Origin of the sequence: Camelimonas abortus, assembly GCF_042432745.1 — a bacterium.
Taxonomy (GTDB): Bacteria; Pseudomonadota; Alphaproteobacteria; order Rhizobiales; family Beijerinckiaceae; genus Camelimonas; species Camelimonas abortus.
This window is the reverse complement of record NZ_JBHLWR010000006.1, coordinates 366,437-385,491: the sequence shown is the minus strand read 5'-3', so window position 1 is coordinate 385,491 and position 19,055 is coordinate 366,437. Positions and strand designations below refer to the sequence as shown.

The 19,055-nt window shown below is 70.6% G+C and carries 14 protein-coding genes and 1 tRNA gene; 6 read left to right on the top strand and 9 right to left on the bottom strand.

Going from position 1 to position 19,055, the window contains the following annotated elements:
* Nucleotides 1–51 precede the first annotated feature (51 nt).
* From ACFFJB_RS04115 to ACFFJB_RS04100, 4 genes are all read right to left on the bottom strand, one after another.
* Nucleotides 52–2,253, bottom strand: coding sequence for a 3-hydroxyacyl-CoA dehydrogenase NAD-binding domain-containing protein (locus ACFFJB_RS04115; RefSeq protein WP_376829734.1), 2,202 nt, complete (start codon nt 2,251–2,253; stop codon nt 52–54).
* A gap of 110 nt (nt 2,254–2,363) precedes the next feature.
* A complete protein-coding gene (locus ACFFJB_RS04110) occupies nt 2,364–3,572 on the bottom strand; it encodes an acetyl-CoA C-acetyltransferase (RefSeq protein WP_376829732.1) in 1,209 nt (402 codons plus the stop codon).
* 135 nt (nt 3,573–3,707) lie between these two features.
* Nucleotides 3,708–5,501 carry an acyl-CoA dehydrogenase C-terminal domain-containing protein gene (locus tag ACFFJB_RS04105; RefSeq protein WP_376829730.1) on the bottom strand — a complete coding sequence of 598 codons (1,794 nt, stop codon included), beginning with the start codon at nt 5,499–5,501 and terminating at the stop codon, nt 3,708–3,710.
* 789 nt (nt 5,502–6,290) lie between these two features.
* Nucleotides 6,291–6,728 carry a MerR family transcriptional regulator gene (locus tag ACFFJB_RS04100; protein ID WP_376829728.1) on the bottom strand — a complete coding sequence of 146 codons (438 nt, stop codon included), beginning with the start codon at nt 6,726–6,728 and terminating at the stop codon, nt 6,291–6,293.
* Between the two features lie 432 nt (nt 6,729–7,160).
* On the opposite strand from ACFFJB_RS04100, the gene ACFFJB_RS04095 reads away from it, so the two are divergent.
* On the top strand, nt 7,161–9,359 hold the full coding sequence (locus ACFFJB_RS04095; RefSeq protein WP_376829726.1) for a tetratricopeptide repeat protein: 2,199 nt from the start codon (nt 7,161–7,163) through the stop codon (nt 9,357–9,359).
* Between the two features lie 165 nt (nt 9,360–9,524).
* Nucleotides 9,525–10,709, top strand: coding sequence for a DUF4268 domain-containing protein (locus ACFFJB_RS04090; protein ID WP_376829724.1), 1,185 nt, complete (start codon nt 9,525–9,527; stop codon nt 10,707–10,709).
* A gap of 195 nt (nt 10,710–10,904) precedes the next feature.
* Here the strand turns inward: ACFFJB_RS04090 and ACFFJB_RS04085 are convergent.
* Both ACFFJB_RS04085 and ACFFJB_RS04080 read right to left on the bottom strand, forming a co-directional pair.
* Nucleotides 10,905–10,979: transfer RNA gene (locus ACFFJB_RS04085), tRNA-Gly, on the bottom strand.
* A gap of 137 nt (nt 10,980–11,116) precedes the next feature.
* Nucleotides 11,117–12,676, bottom strand: coding sequence for a TerC family protein (locus ACFFJB_RS04080; protein ID WP_376829722.1), 1,560 nt, complete (start codon nt 12,674–12,676; stop codon nt 11,117–11,119).
* A 350-nt stretch (nt 12,677–13,026) separates the two neighbouring features.
* Between ACFFJB_RS04080 and ACFFJB_RS04075 the strand changes: the two genes are divergently transcribed.
* Nucleotides 13,027–13,680, top strand: coding sequence for a GntR family transcriptional regulator (locus ACFFJB_RS04075; RefSeq protein ID WP_376829720.1), 654 nt, complete (start codon nt 13,027–13,029; stop codon nt 13,678–13,680).
* 18 nt (nt 13,681–13,698) lie between these two features.
* On the opposite strand, the gene ACFFJB_RS04070 is transcribed toward ACFFJB_RS04075, so the two are convergent.
* Nucleotides 13,699–14,790 carry a 2'-deoxycytidine 5'-triphosphate deaminase gene (locus ACFFJB_RS04070; RefSeq protein ID WP_376829719.1) on the bottom strand — a complete coding sequence of 364 codons (1,092 nt, stop codon included), beginning with the start codon at nt 14,788–14,790 and terminating at the stop codon, nt 13,699–13,701.
* Between the two features lie 367 nt (nt 14,791–15,157).
* Here ACFFJB_RS04070 and ACFFJB_RS04065 point away from each other — a divergent pair, with 367 nt between their 5' ends.
* Nucleotides 15,158–16,255, top strand: a complete 1,098-nt coding sequence (locus ACFFJB_RS04065; protein WP_376829717.1) for a quinone-dependent dihydroorotate dehydrogenase — start codon at nt 15,158–15,160, stop codon at nt 16,253–16,255.
* A gap of 219 nt (nt 16,256–16,474) precedes the next feature.
* Here ACFFJB_RS04065 and ACFFJB_RS04060 read toward each other — a convergent pair whose 3' ends face one another.
* Together ACFFJB_RS04060 and ACFFJB_RS04055 are read right to left on the bottom strand one after the other, a co-directional pair.
* Complete coding sequence (locus ACFFJB_RS04060; RefSeq protein ID WP_376829715.1) at nt 16,475–16,750, bottom strand: DUF6460 domain-containing protein; 276 nt, start codon at nt 16,748–16,750, stop codon at nt 16,475–16,477.
* An 81-nt stretch (nt 16,751–16,831) separates the two neighbouring features.
* Nucleotides 16,832–17,548, bottom strand: a complete 717-nt coding sequence (locus tag ACFFJB_RS04055; RefSeq protein ID WP_376829713.1) for a response regulator — start codon at nt 17,546–17,548, stop codon at nt 16,832–16,834.
* Nucleotides 17,549–17,778: 230 nt separating this feature from the next.
* Here ACFFJB_RS04055 and ACFFJB_RS04050 point away from each other — a divergent pair, with 230 nt between their 5' ends.
* Both ACFFJB_RS04050 and ACFFJB_RS04045 read left to right on the top strand, forming a co-directional pair.
* On the top strand, nt 17,779–18,096 hold the full coding sequence (locus ACFFJB_RS04050; RefSeq protein WP_376829711.1) for a DMT family transporter: 318 nt from the start codon (nt 17,779–17,781) through the stop codon (nt 18,094–18,096).
* Between the two features lie 129 nt (nt 18,097–18,225).
* A complete protein-coding gene (locus ACFFJB_RS04045) occupies nt 18,226–18,522 on the top strand; it encodes an alkylphosphonate utilization protein (RefSeq protein WP_376829710.1) in 297 nt (98 codons plus the stop codon).
* Nucleotides 18,523–19,055: the final 533 nt, after the last annotated feature.

The following is a 19,055-nucleotide window of genomic DNA, read 5'->3' as shown; positions in this document are numbered from 1 at the left end:
CGGGGGAGACGGCCATTCCGGCCGCGCGCCGCTCCCGCGCCGGGGGGCCGCTCAGGCGGCCGCCGCCGCGGCCGGCTTCGGGTAATAGGAGCCGCCGGTCCGGGCCATGTCGAGCAGCTGGCCGTTCGGGGCGAAGCGCGGCCCGTATTTCGCCTCCAGTTTCCGGCACAGGGCCACGAAATTCGCCGCGCCCATGCCGTCGATGTAGCTGAGCACGCCGCCGGTGAACGGAGCGAAGCCGAAGCCGATGATGGAGCCCACGTCCGCCTCGCGCGGATCGGTGACGATGCCCTGCTCAAGGCTGCGCGCCGCCTCCAGCGCCTGGGCGACGAGGAAGCGCTGCTTCAGCTCGGTCACGTCCAGCGTATCGGGATCGAGCCTGGTTTTCTGGAACTTCGCCAGCCCGGGCCACAGGCGCTTGCCGCCATCTCCGGAATAGTCATAGAACCCCTTGCCGTTCTTGCGGCCGAGACGGCCCTCGCCCTCCACCATGGCCTCCAGCAGGGCGTACTGGTCCGGGTCCACCGCCTGCGGCCCCTCCTCCGCCTTCGTGGCGCGGGCGATGCGCAGGGCGAGATCGATGGCGACCTCGTCGTTCAGCGCCAGCGGCCCCACCGGCATGCCGGCCATGCGGCCGACGTTCTCGATCATCGCCGGCGGCACGCCCTCCAGCAGCATCAGGTGGCCCTCCTGGACATAGGCGCCGACGCAGCGGTTGGCGAAGAAGCCGCGGGCGTCATTGACCACCACCGGCGTCTTGCGGATCAGCCGCACGTAATCCATGGCCACGGCAAGGGCCCGCTCGCCGGTCTGCCTGCCGACGATCAGCTCCACCAGCAGCATCTTCTCCACCGGGGAGAAGAAGTGGACGCCGATGAAGTTCTCCGGCCGCGACGCATGCTTCGCGAGGCCGGTGATGGGCAGGGTCGAGGTGTTGGAGGCGAGAACCGCGTCCCCGCCGACGGCCGCCTCCACGCTGGCGATGACCTGCGCCTTCACCTGCGGATCCTCGAACACCGCCTCGATCACCAGGTCGCAGCCTTTCAGCGCGCCGTAATCAGAGGTGGGGACGATGCGCGCCAGCAGGGCGTCGCGCTGCTCCGGCGTGGCGCGCCCCTTGCGCACCTCGTCCGCGGCCAGCTTCTCCGCATGGGCCTTGCCGCGCTCCGCAGTCTGCTGGTCGCGGTCGACGAGCGTCACCTCAAGGCCCGCGCGGGCGCTCACATGGGCGATGCCCGCGCCCATGAAGCCGGCGCCGACGACGCCGACGCGGCGCAGCCGCGTCTGCGGCGCGCCCGCAGGCCGGCGGGCGCCCTTGTTCAGCTCGTTCATGGAGACGAACAGCGAGCGGATCATCGCCGCCGCCTCCGGCGTGCGCAGGACATGGGCGAAGTAACGGCTCTCCACCTGCAGCGCCAGATCGAACGGCAGCTGCAGCCCTTCATAGACGCAGGAGAGAATCGCCCGCGCCGCCGGGTAGTTGCCGTACGTCTCCTTGCGGTAGATGGCGTTGGCGGCCGGAAACACCTGCATGCCCAGCGGCGAGAACACCTTGCCGGAGGGCGGCCGGAAGCCGGGCGCGTCCCAGGGGGCCACGCCTTTGCCGCCGCCGAGGATCCACGCCTTCGCCGCGCTGACGACCTCGCCGGGCGCCGCCGCCTCATGGACGAGGCCCATGCCGCGGGCCCGGGCGGCGTCGAACTGCTGGCCGCGGAACAGGAACTGCAGCGCGTCCGGCGTGGCCAGCAGGCGCGCGATGCGCTGGGCGCCGCCGCCGCCGGGGATGAGCCCCACCTGGATTTCCGGCAGCCCCACCTTCGTCGCCGCGTCGTCGGCCATCACCCGGTAATGGCAGGCCAGCGCCAGCTCGAAGCCGCCGCCAAGGGCGAGGCCGCGGATGGCGGCCGCCACCGGCTTGCCGCAGGTCTCCAGCCGCCGGTACAGCTGCGACAGGCGGCGGGTTTCCTGGAAGAACGCCCGCGCCGCCGTCTCCCCGTCGCTGGCGGCGAGCCGCGCGTACTCCTGCCGCGCGCCCTGCAGCATGTTGAGATCGGCGCCGGCGGAGAAACTGTCCTTGCCTGAGGCGATCACGGCGCCGCGGATGGCGGCGTCCGAGGCGATGCGGTCGATGACCTGGCCGAACTCCTCCATCATCGCCAGGTTGATGACGTTCATCGGCGCGCCGGGCTGGTCCCAGGTCACCAGGGCGACGCCATCGGCGTCCACATCGATGCGAAACTGGCCGAGACTCATGTGCTGTCTCCCGCTGTCGTGGCGTTCCGGCCGGGGCGGCGGGCCCTGCGCCGGCGGCGAACGCGAGTGTTCCGGGGCCCCGCCGCGCCGGCGGGGCTGCGAGGCGCGGATCAGACCCGCTCGATGATGGTGGCCGTGCCCATGCCGGCGCCGACGCACAGGGTGACCAGCGCGGTCTGCCCGCCGGTGCGCTCCAGCTCGTCCAGCGCCGCGCCGAGGATCATCGCCCCGGTGGCGCCGAGCGGATGGCCCATGGCGATGGCGCCGCCGTTGGGATTCATGATCGCCGGGTCGATGTCGAAGGCCTGCATGTAGCGCAGCACCACCGCGGCGAAGGCCTCGTTGAGCTCGAACAGGTCGATGTCGCGGATGCCCATGCCGGCGCGGGCCAGCAGCTTGCGGGTGACGTCGATGGGCCCGGTAAGCATGATCGCCGGCTCCGAGCCGATATTGGCGAAGGCGCGGATGCGGGCGCGCGGCTTCAGCCCCGCCTTCTCCCCCGCCGCGCGGCTGCCGACCAGCACCGCGGCGGCGCCGTCGACGATGCCGGAGGAATTGCCGGCGTGATGCACGTGGTTGAGCCGCTCCACCTCCGGATAGGCCTGGATGGCCACCTGGTCGAAGCCGGCCATCTGCGCCACCTGGGCGAAGGAGGGCTGCAGCTGCGCCAGCGCCTGCATGTCGGCGTTGGGACGCATGTGCTCGTCGCGGTCAAGAATGGTGACGCCGTTGATGTCGCGCACCGGCGTCACCGAGTTCGCGAAACGCCCCTCCGCCCACGCGCGGGCGGCGCGCCTCTGGCTCTCCACGGCGTAGGCGTCCACGTCGTCGCGGCTGAAGCCGTATCTGGTGGCGATGAGGTCGGCCGAAACGCCCTGGGGCATGAAGTAGGCCTTCACCGCCACCGCCGGATCCATCGGCCAGGCGCCGCCGGCGGCGCCCATGCCGACGCGGCTCATGGACTCAACGCCGCCGCCGATGGCCATGTCATGCTGGCCGCTCATCACCTGGGCGGCGGCGAAGTTCACCGCGTCAAGACCGGAGGCGCAGAAGCGGTTGATCTGCACGCCGGGCACGTGATGGCCATAGCCGGCGGCCAGCGCCGCGGCGCGGGCGATGTCGCCGCCCGCCTCCCCCACCGGATCGACGCAGCCGAGAATGACGTCGTCCACCAGGCGGGTGTCCAGCCCGTTGCGGTCGCGAATGGCTTCCAGGACCGTGGTCGCCAGTTTGAGGGTCGAGCACTCGTGCAGGGTGCCGTCCTTCTTGCCGCGACCGCGCGGCGTGCGGACGGCGTCGTAGATAAAGGCTTCAGCCATCGTGGGCCTCCAGGTCGGAACCGGGCGGGCGGCGCGGCGACGCCTGCCGCCGGCCGCGGCCGGACGGGCGGCCGCAGGGCCGCCGCCTGTGAAAAAACGGCGCCGCCCGGGCGGGGCGGCGCCGCATGCGCCAGATCAGAACGCCCCGGCCGGCAGCGCCATCACCGTCGCGGCGCCGGAGCGGATGCGGGCGAGCTGCGCGCCGGTTTCCGGGAGCATGCGCCGGGCGTAGAAGTCGGCCAGGGCGAACTTGGTCTCCAGCGCCGGCGACAGGGTCTCGCCGGCGGCCTTCTTCGCGTACAGGGCCCTGAGGATGCGCGCCCACATGTAGCCGATGGCCACCAGGCCGGCCATGTGCATGTAGTCATGGCTGGCGGCGCCGGCGTTGTCGGGATCCTTCGCGCCGTTCTGCATCAGCCACATGGTGGCCTGCTGCAGGTGGCCGGCGGACTCTGCCAGCGCCTTGAGGAAGGGCGCGAGGTTTTCGTCGCCGGCGTTTTCGCTGATGAAGCCCTGCAGCTCGCCGAAGAAGATCATGGCGGCGCGGCCGCCGTTGCGCGCCAGCTTGCGGCCCACCAGGTCCAGCGCCTGGATGCCGTTGGCGCCCTCATAGATCATGGCGATGCGCGCGTCGCGCACGAACTGCTCCACGCCGGTCTCGACGATGTAGCCGTGGCCGCCGAACATCTGCTGGGCGCGCACGGTGTTGTCGAAGCCGCAATCGGTGAACACGCCCTTGAGCACGGGAGTCATCAGGCCGAGCACGTCGTCGGCCGCCTCGGCGGCCGCCCTGTCCGGCGATCGGTGGGCGATGTCGCTCTTCAGCGCCGTCCACAGCATCAGGGCGCGGGCGCCCTCATTGAAGGCGCGGATGGTCATCAGCGTGCGTCGCACGTCCGGATGGACGATGATCGGATCGGCCGGCCTGTCCGGCGCCGCCGGCCCGGTGAGGGCGCGGCCCTGCAGGCGCTCCTTCGCGTAGGCGGCGGCGTTCTGGTAGGCGACCTCGGACTGGGCCAGCCCCTGGATGGCCACGCCCAGTCGCGCCTCGTTCATCATCACGAACATGGCGTTGAGGCCGCGGTTCTCCTCGCCCACCAGCCAGCCCGTGGCGCCCTCATAGTTCATGACGCAGGTGGCGTTGGCGTGAATGCCCATCTTGTGCTCGATGGAGCCGCAGCGCACCGCGTTGCGCCCCCCCAGAGAGCCGTCCGCATTCACCAGGAACTTCGGCACGACGAACAGCGAGATGCCCTTCACGCCCGCCGGCGCGCCCTCGATGCGGGCCAGCACCAGATGGACGATGTTCTCGGTGAGGTCGTGCTCGCCGGCGGAGATGAAGATCTTGGAGCCGGTGACGGAGAAGGTCCCGTCCGGATTGCGCGTCGCCTTCGTCTTCAGCAGGCCGAGGTCCGTGCCGCAGTGCGGCTCGGTGAGGTTCATGGTGCCGGACCATTTGCCCGAAAGCATGTTGGGCAGATAGGTGCGCCTGATCTCCTCCGACCCGTGCACGTACAGCGCCGCCGCCGCGCCCATGGTGAGGCCCGGATACATGGAGAAGGCCATGTTGGCGGCGGAGGAAAACTCGTTCATGGCCGCCGCGACGGTATAGGGCAGGCCCTGGCCGCCATATTCGGGGCTGGCGGCGAGCCCCATCCAGCCGCCGGCGGCGAAGGCCTCATAGGCCTCGCGGAAACCTTTCGGCGTGGTCACCGAGCCGTCGTCATGGCGGCGGCAGCCCTCCTGGTCGCCGCTGGCGTTGAGCGGCTGCAGGACTTCCTCGCAGATCCGGGCGCCTTCGCGGAGGATCGCCTCCACCATGTCCGGGCTCGCGTCGGCGAACCCCGGCAGGTCGGCGTATTTCTCCAGTTCAAGCACGTCCCTGAGCAGGAACATGACGTCATCAACGGGCGCCTTGTAGGTGGGCATGGGCATCTCCTGGCGGCGAACGCGTCGCCTGATCAGTCTCCAGCCTCCCCCGCGGAACCTTGCGGGAGAAGACGGGCGCCGGACCGGCGCCTGCGCGCGGCCTGCGGCGGCGGGGCGCCGTCGCGCCGGTCCGCGGCGCTCCGGGAACCGGCCGCCAGGACGTCCGCCCCCGCGGGCCTGGCCGCGCGGGCGCCTGTCCCCGGCGAAACCCGTCCGGAATAGTTCACATATAAACCAATCCGCCGCGCCATTGAAGGCCGCCGCGCCGGCGCCGGCCGCCCGCCCGGCGCGCCGGGCGGCGCGGAAATTGCGATAACACACTGTTATTGATGGCAAAATTTTGCCAGCCAGCAGCGACCGCGCCACGCCCCCGACTTTGGTCGCATAAGGCGCGGGAACGGCCGGAAGGCGGGCGCGGACGGCGCCCCGGCGCCCCGGCGCAGCGGCGCGCGGCCGGGCATTCCCCCGCCGGCAGCGCCATTCGGTCGCATGAATTTCGCGCGCCGAATTCGGTATAATTCGGGCGTCAGGAACGGTTCGCCGGCCGTTGCTGGCGCGCACGCCGCCTGCGGGAGAGCACGACAAAAACAGGCCCGTACAGGCGGGACTGGCGTGAACGGCGCGCCGTAGCGCCGCCCCCCGCGGCGCACCTGGAGAATCCGGCGGTTTTGCCTCCGCCGGACCTGTCTTCATGTTCGCGATGACTGGCCGCCTGCATGACGGCTCCGGAAAAGGGCGGTTTCCGGGAGCGGACGGAACGGACCAGCCGGCTCCGTCCGCCTGCGAGGCTCAGCCCAGACGCCGCGCCAGCGCCTGGGCGCGGCTGGCCTCAAGCTCGGCGATGGCCGCCTCGATGTCGCGCTTCTGGGCCTGCAGGTGATTGATCTGCTCGGTGATCTGCTCCACTGAGAGCCGCAGGGTCAGCCCTTCGCTCGCGCCGGCGAGATCATTCTCGTTGCGCGCGATCATCCCGGCGATTTCGCTGAGCGTAAAGCCAAGCTGCTTGCCTTTCAGGATGATGACGAGGCGCTGGCGGTCCCGCTCGCTGTAGAGCCGGACGGCGCCGCGGCGCGCCGGGCGCAGGAGGCCCTTGTCCTCATAGAAACGCAGGGCCCGCAGGGTCACCCCGAAATCACGGGCCAGATCTCCGATGAGATAGTGCTCCTGCGTCTTTCCACCCGCTGCATCCGCGCCGACGCCCCTCCCGTCTAACGCAGTTGCACGCATTCTTCCATCTTCGCGAACGCTCGCGACGTTTTGCGTTGTCATATCCCTCCCCCCCGAGGAACGGTTGCGAGGATGACGTTACTCAATTTTTCGCGAGCCGCAACAAGTGACGAAAACGGGCGGATCAACGTCGGGGCTGACCATCGTGCAGGCGCCGGCGCCGGCGGTTAATGCATTGTTTACCATGTGCGGAGACAGTGGGACGAAGCGCGCCGCCTGCCGATGACGCCGGGTTCGCCGGCATCTGCCATCGCGGCGGCGCCGAGAAACGGACTTTCCGGGAAAAATGGCGGCGCGCAGATGGCGACCCAGACTCCGACAAACGTCACACGTTTCGTCCCAGAAACGATCCGTCTGCGTCCAGATGTCACATCCGCGGGGAGCGGCTTTCCGCTCCCCGGAGCGGAGGCTGACGTAGCGGGCGACGCTCGCGTGGCGGCGCGCATCGCCCGCTATGCCCAGGAAATAACGCAGGACACCGGCCGTTCTGCTGCGGCCCCCGCCGCGCGCGCGCCGGATTTCCGCCAGGAGGCCGAAGCCCGTCCGGCGCCTGCCGCAGCGTCCGCGGCTGCGCCGGAAGCAAATACGCTTGAGGCGCAGGTTGAGGCGGCGGTGGCCCGCGCGGTGGCGCGCGCCCTCTCCAGCCTGCCGCAGCCGCCGGCCGGCGCCGCCGGCCCCATGAGCCTGCAGCTGCAGGAGATCGCCGCCCTGCCCCGGACCGTCTCCGAGGCGGTGCAGGCGGGGCTCGACGCGCGCCTTGACCAGGTGGACGACCATCTCGCCGACCTCACCCGCACGCTGAGCCAGCATCCGGCGTGGCGGCTGGAGGACGGGCTGGGCCATGTCGAGGCCCGGCTCGGCGAACTGGGCGCCCGCCTCGACGACGCCATCGGCCGCCGCCCCACGGAGGAGCATCTGCGCGCCCTGCTGGCCGAGGCGGTGGCCGACGTGACCCGCGCGCTGGCGCAGCACCCGGCGCAGCGCCTGGAGGACGGGCTGGGCCAGGTGCAGGCCCGGCTTGGCGAACTGGGCGCCCGGCTCGAGGACGCCATCGGACGCGGCCTGCCGGAGGAGCGGCTGCGCGCCCTGGTAGCCGAGGCGGTGGCCGAAGCAGGCGCCGGCCAGCAGGCGGCGGGGCGCGGGGATGACGGGCTCGGATGGCTTGAGGCCCGGCTCGGCGAGCTCGGCGCCCGGATCGACGGCGCCATCGGGCGCGACCTGCCGGAGGAGCGGCTGCGCGCCCTGCTGGCCGAAGCGGTGGCCGAAGCGGGCGCGCGCCTGCCGGCCGGACTTGAAGAGGCGGTGACCACGCCGGTGCTGCGCGCCATCGACGCGGCGGCCGAACGCATCGTCACCCATGTGGCCCCGGCGCGGGAGCGGCCCGTGACCGCCGACCCCGGCCAGCTGGCGGCGGCCGTGCGGGCGGAGCTGGCCGAGGCCAGCGCCGGACAGGATCTTTCGATCGCGCGGGTGGAGAGCCGGCTGGGGGCGCTGCAGGAGAGCGTGGCCGCCCTCACCGCGCAGCTGCGCGCCACGCGCGAGGCGGCGGAGAAGGCCGACGCCGAGGCGCACGCCGCCGCCATGGCGGCGCTCCGGCACGCGGCACCGGCGGCCGGGGCCGCCCCGGACGGAGCCGTGACGGAGGACGCGGCGCCGAAGCTGCCGCGGGCCGCGGCCCTGAACATGGCTGCGGACGAGGTCATCACCGCCGGGGCGACGCCTTCCGCTGCGGAAGTGCGCTCGCGGCTGATCGCCGCCGCCAGGCGCGGCGGCGCGCGGCGCGCCGCCGCCGCGCGGCCGCAGTTGCCGGCCCAGCCGGGCCCGCGCGGACGGATGAAGAGCTGGCTGAGCGGCAAGGGCCTGCTGTGGGTGACGGCGGCGGTGGTGGCGGCGGGCTCGGCGCCCCTGCTGGCGCCGGTGCTGCGGTCGCTGCCGGGCATGCTGTTCGCCCAGGCCGACATGGGCGTGACGCCCGCCTATGCGGCGGCCGACAGGAGCCAGGCGCAACTGCCGGCCGGCCCGCAGCCGCCGTCCATCGTCAATGACCTCGCCGCGCTTTATGCGGTGGCGGACCGCATCGCCGAGGGGGTGAACGTGGCCTCGCCGAAGCTGGCCGCCTCGCTGCTGGAGAAGGCGGCGACGCGCGGCCACGCCCCGGCGCAGCAGCGTCTGGCGCGGCTGTACGAGAAGGGCGCCGGCGTTCCGCAGGATTACCGCAAGGCGCTGACGCTGTACGAACATGCGGCGAAGCAGGGCAATGTGCTGGCCATGCACAATCTGGCGGTGCTGCACGCCAGCGGCGCGGCGGGCCGGCAGGATTACGTGGCGGCGGCGCGCTGGTTCCGCCAGGCGGCGGAGCATGGGGTGGGCGACAGCCAGTACAATCTGGGCGTGCTGCTGAGCCGCGGGCTTGGCGAGGCCGCGGACGCGGCCGAGGCGCTGAAGTGGTTCGAGATCGCCGCGCGCCGCGGCGACCAGGAGGCGGCGCGCCGGCGCGACGAGATCGCCGCGACGCTGTCTCCGGCCGCCCTGGCGGAGGCGCGGGCGGCGGCGGCGCGCTGGCGGCCGCGGCCGCGTGTTCCGGCGGCGAACGACGCGCCGGCGATGCACGCCCGCCCAGAGCGGGCATAAGCTCCGCCGCGCACAGGCACATCCCTGTTCAATGAGTATCCCGGGAGTCTCTTCAGCAGCCCAGCCTTTACAAGACAGGCTCCTACAGGACAAATTGCTCCGCCACAGGCTGTCTGTCTGCGCCAGCGCGCTAAGCGCTGGCGATTTGCCCGGAGAGGGTAAAAGATGTTTCGCGTCGACCGGGTAAACAATCGTATTACGCGTCTCGCCAGAAAAAGCTTCTCCCAGCTCGGCTTACGTGAGCGCGACAACTTGCAGGAATGGATTTTACATCAGCCCGATGCGCTCGGGGAAGAGCTGCTTATCATTCAAAAAGAATTCGACGGGTTCGACGAAACGCGAGAGCGCCTGGACCTTCTTGCGTTAGACAAAGAGGGAAATCTTGTCGTTATTGAAAACAAACTGGATGATTCTGGACGGGACGTAACTTGGCAAGCCCTGAAATATACCGCGTATGTCTCCGGATTGACGCGCAATCAAATTATTGATATTTATCAACAGTACCTTAACAAACATGAGCCCGGGGCTGTAGCTGCCGAGAAAATTTGTGACTTCCTTGAAGTTGAGGAAATCGACGAAGCCATCATTAATCCCGGAAACGGTCAGCGCATGATATTTATCGCGGCCAACTTTCGCCGGGAGGTGACCGCCACGGTGCTTTGGCTACTGAGCCGGGGCATCAAAGCCCAGTGCTTTCGCGTCATTCCCTACGTATATGAAGAAGAAATTTTTATTGATCTCCAGCAAATAATCCCGCCGCCGGAGGCGGCGGACTATATGATTGGCGTCTCCACAAAAGAAGCCGAAGAGAACACCAATCAGGGACGATGGAAACAACGTCATATTTTGCGACAGCAATTCTGGACAGGCATGCTGGAGAAATTACGCCGTGACGGTGTCACGCGCTTCAGCAACATAAGCCCCTCCAAGGATCACTGGCTTTGCGCCGGATCTGGCCTGCGGGGCTGTCCATATACGCTTATTTTTGGCCGGGATGTTGCCCGCGTTGAAGTTTCGCTAAATCGCGCGGTGCGAGAAGAAAACAAGTGGCTATTTGACCAGCTCTACAGCCGAAAGAACGAAATAGAGCACGCATTTGGCGCGCCGCTGAACTGGCGGAGAATGGACGACAACAAGCAAAGCGTCATAGCGTATGGCGCTGATATAGATGGATATAATAAAGAAAAATGGCCTGAGATTATGGAGTGGCTATCAGTAAATATTCAAAAACTTCAGAACGCTTTTCAGCAACATCTAGACGAATTGAAACGGCAGCTCACAAGCCTCGGATCCGAGGAGTTGACGGGAGAAGACATCAGTGACGACGGCGAAGGCGGACATGCCGCCTGACCGGCAGGTCTCCGCCATCAGTCCAAAACAGGGCACGGCAAGACCGGGGAGAGTCGCCCACAGTTCCCAGGGGCAAGGAATCCATGCCTAGCCGCAAAATCAGCGTGGAATGCGATTTCCGAAATGACGACCCGGCGTCGACATGACTTGCAGAGGCCGGCCACCTTTTTTCCCGCGAGCCGCCGAAGGGAAAGCTGGAGCGGGCGAAGGGAATCGAACCCTCGACATACAGCTTGGGAAGCTGTCGTTCTGCCACTGAACTACGCCCGCGCCGGAACCGGACCGACCTGCGCCGCCTGCCGCGGCCTGACGCTCCGGAGCGCGAGGGATTTTTACCTGCTTCGCCCCGGACCAGCAATCCCCCCGCCCTGCGCTATCCACGGGCGGGCCTGGCGGCGCGGCCCCGCTCAGGCGGCCGCCTGCGGCTCCAGCATGGTCAGGCGCACCTTGCCGATGCTGCGCTTGTCCAGATCCACCACCTCAAGGCGCAGGCCGTCCACGTCCACCGTCTCGCCCGCCCGCGGCAGATAGCCCAGCTGGGTCAGGATATAGCCGCCCAGGGTGGAGTAGCGGTTGGCGTCGTCCACCAGATCCCGTCCCAGCAGGGCGCTGAGCTGGCGGATGTCCATGAAGCCGTCCACCAGCAGCGAGCCGTCGGCCTGGCGCACCGCCGCCGCCGCCTGCTCGTCCATGTCCGGAAACTCGCCGGCGATCGCCTCCAGCACGTCGGTGGGCGTGGCGATGCCCTCCAGCGAGCCATATTCGTCCACCACCATCACCATCTGCACCCGCGAGCGGCGCAGCTGCTCCATCACCTTCAGCACGTCGGTGGTCTCCGGCACCACCACGGGCTGGCGCGTCACCCGCGTCCAGTCGATCGGCCGGCCGTCGGCCAGATGGTTGAGCAGGTCGCGGGTCAGCGCCACGCCGATGAAATCGTCCACGCTGTCGCGCGCCAGCACCACCCGGCTGTGCGTGAGGCGCCGGATCGCCTCGCGCAGCCGCCCGGGGCTGTCGTTCAGGTCGAGCCACTCCACCTCATTGGCCGGGGTCATGATCGAGCTCACGGGGCGCCCGCCAAGGTCGAGCACGCCGCGGATCATGTCCTTCTCCTCCTCGCGGAACAGGCCGCTGCTGGCCGCCTTGCCGGCGATGACGTCCACCGTCTCGCCCAGCGGCTCCTCGCCCACGCGACCGCCCAGCAGCCGCAGCACCGCCTCCGAGGTGCGCTCGCGCAGGTCGCCGGTGCTGATCAGCCGCTCCCGGTTGCGCCGCCCCAGCTGGTTGGCCGCCTCCACCAGCACCGAGAAGCCGATGGCCGCGTAGAGATAGCCCTTGGGAATGTGAAAGCCGAAGCCCTCCACCACCAGACTGAAGCCGATCATCATCAGGAAGCCGAGGCAGAGGATCACCACCGTGGGGTGGCGCGACACGAACGCCATCAGCGGCCGCGACGCCAGAACCATCACCCCCATGGCGACGATGACCGCCAGCATCATCACCCACAGCCGGTCCACCATGCCCACGGCGGTGATGACGCTGTCCAGGGAGAACACCGCGTCCAGCACCACGATCTGCACGATCACCTGCCAGAACACGGCGTGCACCACCCGGCCGCCCCTGGGCTTCTGGCCGCCCTCAAGGCGCTCGTGCAGCTCCATGGTGCCCTTGGCCAGCAGGAACACGCCGCCCAGGATCAGGATGAGATCCCGCCCCGAGAAGGTGAACGGCCCGGCCGAGAACAGCGGCGCGCGCAGCGTCACGATCCAGGAAATCGAGGCCAGCAGCACGAGACGCATCGCCAGGGCGAGGGCCAGGCCGGTCACCCGCGCCCGGTTGCGCTGCGCCGGCGGCAGCTTGTCCGCCAGAATGGCGATGAACACCAGGTTGTCGACGCCCAGGACGATCTCGAGCAGGATCAGTGTGGCGAGGCCGATCCAGATATTTGGATCCGCGAGGAACTCCATTGTCGGTTACCCTGGGGAACGGTCGCGCAAACGCAAAAATCCCCGGATCGGCTGATCCAAGGCGTGCGCCTGCCGGGGCCTGATGCTGCGCGGGAGAAAGGGGACGCTGGCGCCCGGAGCCGGGGCCAGCCGTGTTCGCTGGTGGCTGTCGTCGCCTGTACTGCCGCCTTCGTCAGGCATGTGACCGGGTGTCCCACGTTGTGAATGCAGGGGGCAAGCTAGCACAGCCGCCTCCCTTGTCAAAAAAACGCCGCGGACCGGCGGCCGCGGCGGCGCCGGCGCCGCACGTCGCGGTTGCATCCGGCCGCGGTTCCGCTATCCGCTGTCCGGTCAGCCCAGGAGCCGCGACGATGACCGACACGCCCCGCGACACCATCGCGACACGCATCTGCAAGGCGCTGGCGGAGCGCATCATTTCCGGCGAGCTGGCGCCGGGAACGCGCCTGCGCCAGGACCATGTGGCGGAGGCGTTCGGCGCCAGCCACGTGCCGGTGCGCGAGGCGTTCCGGCGGCTGGAGGCGCAGGGACTGGCGGTGAGCGAACCGCGCCGCGGCGTGCGCGTGGCCGGCTTCACCGCCGAAGACGTGAAGGAGGTGGCGCAGATGCGCGCCGCCCTGGAGGTGCTGGCGCTGCGCAACGCCGCGCCGCGGCTGACGCCGGCCATTCTGGAGGCCGCCGAGGAGGCGACGCGCGCCGGCGAGCGCGCTGCCGACGTCCACGCCTGGGAGGAGGCCAACCGGCGCTTTCACACCCTGCTGCTGGAGCCTTGCCGCATGCCGCGGCTGCTGGCGGCGATCAGCGACCTGCACAAGGCCAGCGCCCGCTTCCTGTTCTGCGGCTGGCGCGCCGAGTGGGAGGCGCCCACCGACCGCGACCACCGCGCCATTCTGGCGGCGCTGCGCGCCGGGCACGTGGAGCTGGCGGCGGCGATCCTCAACCGGCACATCCTCTGGGCCGGGCCGCGGGCGGCGCGGGCCGCGCCGCCGCGCCGGCCGGCGCGCTAGCGCCCCGCCGGGCGGCGCTCAGCCGCGGAAGTGCTTGGAGAGCTTCAGCCCCTGCCCCTGGTAGCTGGAGCCGTTCTGGCCATAGAGGCGCGCCGGGCGCCGCTGCATGCGTTCATACACCAGGCGGCCGACGATCTGGCCGTCGCCGATGATGAAGGGCACGTCGCGGGAGCGCACCTCCAGCACCGCCCGCGCCCCCGCCCCGCCGGCGACGCCGTGGCCGAAGCCGGGGTCGAAAAAGCCGGCGTAGTGCACGCGGAACTCGCCCACCAGCGGATCGAACGGCGTCATTTCGGCGGCGTAGTCGGGCGGCACCGTCACCGCCTCGCGCGAGGCGAGGATGTAGAACTGGCCGGGGTCGAGGATCAGCGAGCCGGAGCCGTCGGCGTGCAGCGGCTCCCAGTAGTCGGCCACGGTGCAGGCGCCGACGCGGTCCACGTCGACGAGGCCGGTGAAGCGCTTGGCGCGGTAGCCCAGCAGGCGGTCCGGTCCGAAGCCGGACAGATCGACGCTCACCGCCACGCCGCCGCTGAAGGAGACGACGCCGGCGCTCACCACCGGCTCGCGGGCGTGCAGCGCCGCCAGCTCCGCGTCGTCGAGGCGCGTGGGGCCGACGCGGAAGCGGGCCTGGCTGAGGCGCGAGCCCTCGCGCACCACCACCGGGAAGGTGCGCGGCGAGATCTCGGCGTAGAGCGGGCCGTGGTATCCGGCGGGGATGACGTCGAACTCCTCGCCGTAATCGGTGATCAGCCGGGTGAAGACGTCGAGGCGGCCGGTGGAGCTCTTGGGATTGGCCGAGGCCGACATCTCCGGCGGCAGCGCCAGACTCTCCTGGATTTCGGAGATATAGACGCAGCCGGTCTCCAGCACGGCGCCCTGCTCGAGGGAGAAGCGGTGCAGGGCCAGCTGCTCCAGCCGCTCGCGCACCGGCCGGCGCCCGGGCAGGAAGCTGGCGCGCACCCGCCACACGGTGGCGCCGAGGCGCAGGTCGAGGCTGGCGGGCTGGATCTGGCCGTCGTCGAGGGGACGGGGCGCCCGGATGACGCCGGCGTCTGCGAGTTCGCGGATGGTCTGGTCCGGCAGGATGCCGCCCGGCTGCTTGCTGTCCACTGTCGACCGCCTCATCAAGCTGGTGCGGGCGGGCGCGGGCCCCTCGCCGCGCTGGCGCCGCTCCGCCAGCCCGCCGCGTCCGCCGCCCGCGTCGCGCCCCGGACGCCCGCTTTCCACCCGAAAGCTGAACAATTCCTGATCCGCTTATCATGGGCGCCGGCTGGCGTCACCCGCCAGAACGGCGGAGGAGCGCCGGCGCCGGCGCCGGAATCTGCTGCGCCGGGCGGCAGGTTACGGTATAGCGGAGCGCGCCGGCGCGCCGGGCGTCTCCGCCAGCGGCGCGCCGCCCGTTCACGCCATGCGCCGCGCGCGGCGTCCGCGCCCCTGCGCGCCGGGCCCGCGCCGCGCGTACCGGAGCCGCCAGCCGATGACGCTGCCTGAAGACCTTGTCCGCCGGGCGATGTTCGCCCTTGACCCGGAAACCGCCCACGGGCTGACCATCCGCGCGCTGGGCGTGCTGCCGCGCCGCGCGCCGCCGCCCGGCGATCCGCGTCTGGCGGTTTCGGCCTTCGGGCTGCGCTTTCCCAATCCGGTGGGGCTGGCGGCGGGCTTCGACAAGAACGCCGGGGTTCCGGACGCCATGCTGGGCTATGGCTTTGGCTTCGTGGAGGTGGGCACGGTCACGCCGCGGCCGCAGCCGGGCAATCCGAAGCCGCGCATTTTCCGCCTCACTGAAGACCGGGCGGTGATCAACAGGCTGGGCTTCAACAATGAGGGGCACGCGGCGGCGCGGGCGCGGCTGCTGGCGCGGCTGCGCGGCGGAGCGGCCCCGGGCGGCGTCGTCGGGGTCAACATCGGCGCCAACAAGGACGCCGCCGACCGGACGGCCGACTACGTGGCGGGCGTGCGCGCCTTCGCCGACGTGGCCAGCTATTTCACCGTCAACATTTCCTCTCCCAACACGCCGGGACTGCGCGACCTGCAGCATGAGGCGGCGCTGGACGACCTGCTGGCCCGGGTGCTGGAAGCGCGCGACGCCGTCGCCGCCAGCGGCGGGGCGCGGCGGCCGGTGCTGCTGAAGATCGCGCCGGACCTGTCGCTGGCGGAGCTGGACGGCGTTGTCGCCGCATGCCGCCGGCGCGGCGTGGACGGCATGATCGTCTCCAACACCACCGTGGCCCGCCCGGACAGCCTGAAGAACCGGACAGCGGCGAAGGAGAGCGGCGGCCTCTCCGGCGCGCCGCTGCTGGAACCCTCCACGCGCATGCTGGCCAACGCGTGGCTGCGGGTGGAAGGCGCCTTTCCCCTGGTGGGCGTGGGCGGCGTGGACGACACGGCCAGCGCCCTGCGCAAGATCCGCGCCGGCGCGACGCTGGTGCAGCTCTATACGGGCATGATCTATCGGGGGCCGGGGGTGGCGGCGGCCATCTGCCAGGGGCTGGCGCAGCACCTGCAGCGCACGGGCGAAACCCTCGCCGCCCAGGTGGGCGCCGACGCCGAAGCGGAAGCGAAAGCGGCGGCGTGAGCCGGCCGGCTTGCGGGAGGAAACGGACCGCCCGGCCCGCCCGTCCACAGGCGCCCCGTCTCCCGCCGCGTTCTGGCGCGCGGCCGGAACAGGCGCCGGCCATGACGGCCGCGCTGCGGCGGGCGGCGCGGCCTGCGCCTGCGCCAGCCACTGGCCGCCGGGCCAACGCCCCCCGGAAAGGCGGTCGCGCAGCCCGCCCCTAGCCGGCGCCGGGCGCCGTCAGCCGCGGCGGGCGAGCAGGCGCAGCGCCAGCCACACCGGCACGACCACCATCGCGCCACAGGCCATCCACATGCCAAGGTCGCCCAGCACGGCGAAGCCATTGGCGACGAGACGGCGCGCAAAACGCACGGCGCCGTCCACCAGGGCGACCGGCGTGATGTCCAGAAAGGCCATGGCGGCGCCGACCAGCAGCGACAGGAACGCCAAGCGCGCCAGCACCGACAGGGGCGATCCGCCCAGAAAACCATTCAGTCCGCCGCGGCTCCCAGCCATGCATGTCTCCGTTGCGGCCGCGCCGTGCGCGCGGCCAGTCGCGCCGGCGCATGACGCCGGCCTGTCCGTCGCGTCACAGGGTCAGGCGGAGGCGTTGGCCGCCCAGGGCGCCGCCGCCATGCGCGCCGCCACGATCACCGCCTGGGTGCGGCTCTCCACGCCCAGCTTCTGCAGGATGGCGGACACATGCGCCTTGATGGTGGCCTCCGAGACGTTCAGCTCATAGGCGATCTGCTTGTTGAGCAGCCCCTCGGAGAGCATCATCAGCACCCGCACCTGCTGCGGCGTAAGGCTGCTGAGGCGCCGGGCGAGATCCGCGGTCTCGCGGTCGGCGGGCGCGGAAAGGTCCACGTCTGGCGGGGTCCACACGCCGCCGGCCAGCACCGCGGCCAGGGCCTCGCCCATGGCCTCCACCGACAGCGATTTCGGCACGAAGCCGGAGGCGCCGAACTCCATGCACTTGCGGATGACCGCCGGATCGTCCGTGCCCGAGACGATCACCACCGGCACGCCCGGATACTGGGCGCGCAGGTAAAGCAGGCCGGAAAAGCCCTGGACGCCAGGCATCGACAGGTCGAGCAGCACCACGTCCGGCTCCTCGCCCCCGGCGATGACCTCCGTGGTGGCGGCGAAATCGCCGGCCTCGGCTATTTCCGCCTGCGGCATGATCCGGGCGATGGCCTGACGCAGGGCGCCGCGGAACAACGGATGGTCGTCGGCGATGACAATACGTGGCGTATTCTGTTCAATCACCTTGCGTCTGTCCCCATAACCCGTGATCCGGGACGCCGCCGGCATGACTATACGTAATGCGCGGCGCGTCCTTCCCCTGTCTAGCATAGGGCGCCGCGCCGGCGCCACGGGCTTTTGCCCGGCGGGCGCGCTTGACCGCAGGCGCCCCGGCGCGTACTGAAGACGCATGACATTTCCGGAGCAACGGCTCCGGACGGACCGCTCCCGCGCCGCCAGCCGGCGGGGCCACGGTCCGCGCATCCGGGACGGCCCGGGCCTTTTGTCAGGAGGGGCCTATGGCCTGGATCGTGCTCATCATCGCCGGACTGTTCGAGATCGTCTGGGCGTTCTCCATGAAAGCCTCCGAAGGCTTCACCCGCCCCGCCGCCAGCGCCGTGACCATCGTCGCCATGATCGCCAGCGTCGTGCTGCTGGCCTGGTCCATGCGCACGCTGCCGCTGGGGGTGGCCTATATGGCGTGGACGGGCATCGGCGCGGCTGGCGCCTTCATCACCGGCGTGCTGTTTCTGGGCGAGAGCGCCTCGCCGCTGCGGCTGACGGCGGCGGCCCTGGTGCTGGCCGGCCTGGTGCTGATGAAACTCTCCGAAGGCTGAGACGGCCGGAGCGGCTGCGGCAAAATACATGGTCGGGATGGACAAATGGGCCGCCGGCGTGCTCCATGCCGCCGACGGGCCGCCGACGGGCCGCCGCGTGGGCCCGCAGGGGTTCACCGGAGGCGATCCATGTCCGACGACTATGTGTTTGACGAAGAAACCGGCGAGTGGCTGAGCCCGGAGGACGCGGCGGCCCGCAGGGCGAAGCCGGCGCGCGAGGTGCGCGACGCCGTCGGCAACCTGCTCGCGGACGGCGACAGCGTGGTGCTGGTGAAGGACCTGAAAGTGAAAGGAACCAGCCAGATCCTGCGCCGCGGCGCGGTGATCCGCTCCATCCGCCTGACCGACGACGACCAGGAGATTGACTGCCGCTACGAAGGCATCAAGGGGCTGGTGCTGCGCGCCTGCTTCGTGAAGAAGCGCTGAGACGGGCGCGACCTGAGGGAACCGGACAGCAGCGCCGTCCCGACGGTCCGGCGGGCGCGCGGCGCAAACGGCCGGACGCCCCGCCCGGACGGCGGGACCGGACGGCTGGCCGCGCCGCGCGGGCCAGAATGGCCAGGCGCTCCCGCGGACGCCCATCCGCCGGGACAGCCTCCGACAGGTTGCGGCGCGCCGGCCGCCAGTCGCCGCGCGGCGACGCATGCGTCCCCCGACGCGGGACGGTCAGGTCACGCCGCCCGCTCCAGGGCGGGCGGCAGGGCCCCTTTCGCCCTGGCGCCTCATGATCCCGGGGCCGTCGCCCGGCGTAATCCGCCCCTTTCCGCGCTCACCTGCCCGGCGAAGGAACGGGTCTGCGGACTGAAGCGGCCCGGCCCTGTCCCGGAGCGCCCGCCAGCGCTGCGACAGCCAGGCGGCGCAATAAAGATGACAGACGTCCGCATTTCTCCGCCAGCAGACCGCCGGCGGATTCAGCTACTCCGAATGCAGGACGCAATAATCATTCCTGGCCCTGAACA

Excerpts from the sequence above, each read along its gene's own strand:
- ACFFJB_RS04115 (WP_376829734.1), bottom strand. The coding sequence starts at position 2,253 with ATGAGTCTCGGCCAGTTTCGCATCGATGTGGACGCCGATGGCGTCGCC.
- ACFFJB_RS04110 (WP_376829732.1), bottom strand. The coding sequence starts at position 3,572 with ATGGCTGAAGCCTTTATCTACGACGCCGTCCGCACGCCGCGCGGTCGC.
- ACFFJB_RS04105 (WP_376829730.1), bottom strand. The coding sequence starts at position 5,501 with ATGCCCACCTACAAGGCGCCCGTTGATGACGTCATGTTCCTGCTCAGG.
- ACFFJB_RS04100 (WP_376829728.1), bottom strand. The coding sequence starts at position 6,728 with ATGCGTGCAACTGCGTTAGACGGGAGGGGCGTCGGCGCGGATGCAGCG.
- ACFFJB_RS04090 (WP_376829724.1), top strand. The coding sequence starts at position 9,525 with ATGTTTCGCGTCGACCGGGTAAACAATCGTATTACGCGTCTCGCCAGA.
- ACFFJB_RS04080 (WP_376829722.1), bottom strand. The coding sequence starts at position 12,676 with ATGGAGTTCCTCGCGGATCCAAATATCTGGATCGGCCTCGCCACACTG.
- ACFFJB_RS04075 (WP_376829720.1), top strand. The coding sequence starts at position 13,027 with ATGACCGACACGCCCCGCGACACCATCGCGACACGCATCTGCAAGGCG.
- ACFFJB_RS04065 (WP_376829717.1), top strand. The coding sequence starts at position 15,158 with ATGACGCTGCCTGAAGACCTTGTCCGCCGGGCGATGTTCGCCCTTGAC.
- ACFFJB_RS04060 (WP_376829715.1), bottom strand. The coding sequence starts at position 16,750 with ATGGCTGGGAGCCGCGGCGGACTGAATGGTTTTCTGGGCGGATCGCCC.
- ACFFJB_RS04055 (WP_376829713.1), bottom strand. The coding sequence starts at position 17,548 with ATGCCGGCGGCGTCCCGGATCACGGGTTATGGGGACAGACGCAAGGTG.
- ACFFJB_RS04050 (WP_376829711.1), top strand. The coding sequence starts at position 17,779 with ATGGCCTGGATCGTGCTCATCATCGCCGGACTGTTCGAGATCGTCTGG.
- ACFFJB_RS04045 (WP_376829710.1), top strand. The coding sequence starts at position 18,226 with ATGTCCGACGACTATGTGTTTGACGAAGAAACCGGCGAGTGGCTGAGC.